The 3,712-nt window shown below is 71.7% G+C and carries 5 protein-coding genes; 2 read left to right on the forward strand and 3 right to left on the reverse strand.

Annotation, left to right across the window (positions count from 1 at the left end; all coding sequences use genetic code 11):
* From ACFV6I_RS28890 to ACFV6I_RS28900, 3 genes are all read right to left on the reverse strand, one after another.
* A partial coding sequence (locus ACFV6I_RS28890) for a hypothetical protein (protein ID WP_380428444.1) occupies window positions 1–363 on the reverse strand: 363 nt, incomplete at its 3' end.
* Between the two features lie 118 nt (window positions 364–481).
* Entirely contained in the window at window positions 482–751 is a 270-nt protein-coding gene (locus ACFV6I_RS28895; RefSeq protein ID WP_380428446.1) for a chaplin, read from the reverse strand.
* 235 nt (window positions 752–986) lie between these two features.
* Window positions 987–1,238 carry a chaplin gene (locus tag ACFV6I_RS28900; RefSeq protein ID WP_380375483.1) on the reverse strand — a complete coding sequence of 84 codons (252 nt, stop codon included), beginning with the start codon at window positions 1,236–1,238 and terminating at the stop codon, window positions 987–989.
* A 231-nt stretch (window positions 1,239–1,469) separates the two neighbouring features.
* Between ACFV6I_RS28900 and ACFV6I_RS28905 the strand changes: the two genes are divergently transcribed.
* Together ACFV6I_RS28905 and ACFV6I_RS28910 are read left to right on the forward strand one after the other, a co-directional pair.
* A complete protein-coding gene (locus tag ACFV6I_RS28905) occupies window positions 1,470–1,709 on the forward strand; it encodes a chaplin (protein WP_380428449.1) in 240 nt (79 codons plus the stop codon).
* Between the two features lie 232 nt (window positions 1,710–1,941).
* A complete protein-coding gene (locus tag ACFV6I_RS28910; RefSeq protein WP_380428451.1) occupies window positions 1,942–3,618 on the forward strand; it encodes an RICIN domain-containing protein in 1,677 nt (558 codons plus the stop codon).
* Window positions 3,619–3,712 lie beyond the last annotated feature (94 nt).

A 3,712-nucleotide genomic window follows, 5' to 3' on the forward strand; every position in this document is an offset into this window, starting at 1 on the left:
GGTCAGGCCGCCGACCAGCGGGAGGTCCCGGATGCCGCCGCCCGCGCTCAGCGGGCCGGTCAGCCCGCCGGTGCCGACCGGGGCCAGGCCCTGGTCGGGCTTGACGGTCGCGCCGTTGTTGAGCACGTCGGCCGAGGAGTTCGCCCACGGGTCCAGGCGCAGGTCCTTGACCGGCGCGAGCCCGTAGCCGAGGCCGGAGGTCGTCCCGTTCAGCGCCTGACCGACGTCGGTCTTCGCCAGCTTGGCCGGGCCCGACGCGGGGGCCGAACCGGTCGTGGTGGCGGCCTGCGCCGAACCCGCGCCGAGCAGCATCGTGGCGCCGACGGCGACGACCAGGCAGGCCCCGCTCTTCTTCGAAACCATGCGGATCACCCTTCGGTGGATCGGGGGCCGGACGGCCACCGGCCGCCCGGGGATGCCGAACTGCCCCCCGGCCGGCTGGTCGGGGGGCAGTACGGCCGGAACGGGTGCCGATCGGGGATCAGCAGTCGTCCGCGGGCGGCGGGGGGAGCTCCACGTTGGCGCAGGTGTTGCCGAAGGCCGGGTTCAGCAGGCCGACGATGTTGATGGAGTTGCCGCACAGGTTGATCGGGATGTGCACCGGGATCTGGAGCTGGTTGCCGGAGAGCACACCGGGGGAGCCGGCGGCCACACCCTCGGCGCCGGAGCTGGCGAACGCACCGCCGGCGGCACCGAGGACCAGACCGGTGGCGGCCAGGGACAGGACGGCGGCCTTCTTGAAGTTGCGCATGTCTTTCCTCCGTTTTCTGCCCGACGGATGGGAAATGTCGGGAGCCGGGCGAGCACGAATACTCACCCGCTGGTTTCTGGGGATTGCCGTGATTGTCACTCCGGCGGCGCACACCGGCGTGTTTCGCCCATGGCTCGGGCGTCGACGCGGCCGCCGCGTTGTTCCAGCACCTCGCGAACAATTCCCGCACGGCCGGGAGCGGTTCGGGCAGAGGTGCGACCAGGGGAATTCCCGGTCAGGCGCTGAGGCAGTTATTGCCGAACGCCGGGTTCAGGAGGCCCACGACGTCGATCGAGTTGCCGCACACGTTGAGCGGAATGTGCACGGGCACCTCCACCGAGTTGCCCGAGACCGCGCCGGCCGAGCCGGCCGCGACACCCTCGGCGGACGCGCCGTGCAGGTGGTGGGCGGACGCGACGCCAGCGCCGGCGGCGAGCAGGGCGGCGCCGGCCGCGGTGCCGACGACGCCGTGGGCGAGCTTGCGCATGGGCGGTACTCGATTCGTGTGAAGGGGGCCGGGTGGATCGTGTTCCGCCAGAGAGAACGAGGCACCGTGCGAGGGGAAACGGTCCGGTCCGCTGATCACCCGAATGCCGGTCGCCGTCTCCGTTGGGCCGGATGGGTGACAGTGCGTCCACTGTCGCAACCGGCCCGGGTGGGTGTCGTTCTTGATGTCGCACTCCCCGTGCATCTCTGTATGAACAGTCAGGAGGCTCGTATGAGCATCAAGAAGACCGCCGCCGTCGGCGCGGCCGTGGTGGGCATCGTGGCCGCCGGCGCCGGCACCGCGATGGCCAGCTCCGGCGCCGAGGGTGTCGCCGCGGGTTCCCCCGGTGTCATCTCGGGCAACCAGGTTCAGGTTCCGGTTCACATCCCGGTCAACCTGTGCGGCAACACCATCGACATCATCGGCCTGCTCAACCCGGCGTTCGGCAACCACTGCGCCAACGCGGGCTGATCCTGCTCCCGGTTCGGCCGGTACGAGCCGCTGTTCCGCGCTTCCCTCCTGGGGCGCGGGGCGGCGGCTCTCCGCATGTCCGGGGGCGTGTCGGGGCGTCAGGTTCCGGCGGTGTCACAAGCCTTGTTGCGTTACTTGTCAGTACCTAGAATGTGAGACCTGCTCACCTTTCTTGCTCCGCGCCGCTCGGCGCCCGGCCGGGCGGCCCCCCACCCCCCGCAAGGAGTCGCGTGTGATCAGGTCCCGACTGACAGCGGCGCGGCGGCCCCGGACGGTGGCGCGCCGCTCCCCGTACGGCGCGCTGCTCGCCACCGGCGCCCTCGTCGCCACCCTCGGCCTGGCCGGCGCCCCCGCCGCCCTCGCCGACCCGGCCCCCGCGGCCGGCGCCACCCGCCCGGCCGCCATCGTCGCCCTCGGCGACAGCGCCATCTCCGGGGAGGGCGCCGGCACCGACACCAACGACGGCTACTTCCCGGAGACCGACAGCCCCACCAACTACTGCCACCGGCACCCCAAGTCGGAGATCTTCGTCACCGACATCCCCGGCGTCACCCCGATCGACCTCGCCTGCTCCGGCGCCCAGACCGGCGACCTGGTCAGCGACCCCGAGCTCGCCAAGGTCACCGGCTCCGGCAGCGGCGACTTCGGCGAGCCCAAACAGGACGTCAAACTCGCCGACGCGGCGGGCAAGTACGACGTGAAGATGGTCGTCGTCACGATCGGCGCCAATGACGACTTCGACTTCAGCGGGATCATGATGCACTGCCTCGCGCAGTACTTCCCGATCCCCAAGGACCAGGGCTGCCGCGACACCATCGGCAGCGACGAGATCGTCCAGCGCGCCAAGCGGGTCCAGCCCAAGGTCGTCGCGGCGCTCCAGAACATCCGGCAGACCATGCGGAAGGCGGGCTACGCCGACTCCTCGTACCAGCTGGTCTACCAGTCGTACTTCAATCCGATCACCCCGGACATCCGGCGCAACGACTACCTCGGCAAGGTCGCCGACGGCTGCCCGGCCTTCCCCGAGGACCTCGCCTGGGGCCACAACTGGGTGGTGCCGACCTTCAGCGACGCGCTGCGCGGCGCCGCCGAGCAGGTGCCCGGCGTGCGCTACCTCGACCAGCGGCGGGTCGCCTTCGGCCACGAGGTCTGCGCGGAGTGGACCAGTTCCCCGTACGAGTACAGCAACGGGGACGTCATCAACCTCGCCGAGTGGGCCCGCAACGGCTGCGACTCGCAGATCGGCATCCCCGGGCTGTGCATGAACATGGTCCGCCAGTCGTACCACCTGAGGGTGGCCGGCTACCGCGGCGAGGGCGTCTGCCTCGGCCAGTTCTTTGCCAAGCCCGAACTGGCGCAGGCCTACTGCACGCTCAACCAGCAGAACACCACCTCCATCCAGCCGCTCACCCCCGGGCAGCCGTTCGCGGACGTCCCCGAGGACGGCTCCTGGTACCAGCTCACCAACGCGGCCAGCGGCAACGCGCTCGACCTCACCGGCGGCGGCACCTACGGCGACTCCACCAACGGCCGGGCCGCCATCACCTATCCGGCCACCGGCGGGCTCAACCAGTCCTTCGTCCTGGAGGCCAAGGCCGGCGGCAGCTACGAGCTCGACTTCAGCGGCAACCGGGACATGTGCCTGGACGCCAACGCCGCCTCCACCGCCGCCGGCACCCGCATCCAGCAGTGGCGCTGCAACGGCGGCGGCAACCAGCACTGGGTCCTCAAGCCGGCCGGCGGCGGCCGCTACAAGATCGCCGACTCCCAGGACCCGACCAAGGTGATCGCCCCCGGCACCACCCTCGACGCCAAGGGCAACCCCGCCGTCGAACTCGCCACCGACACCGGCGCCGCCGGCCAGCTCTGGCAGCTCACCAAACTCGGCATCGTCTACCTCCACGGCTGATCCCCGGCCCCTCCGCGGGGGGGGGGGGCGGCGGCCCGCCCGCTCGGGGGGGGGCGCCGCGGGGGGGGGCGGTGGGGGGGGGGGGGGGCGCGCT

The organism is Kitasatospora sp. NPDC059803, from assembly GCF_042732255.1.
Classification (GTDB): domain Bacteria; phylum Actinomycetota; class Actinomycetes; order Streptomycetales; family Streptomycetaceae; genus Kitasatospora.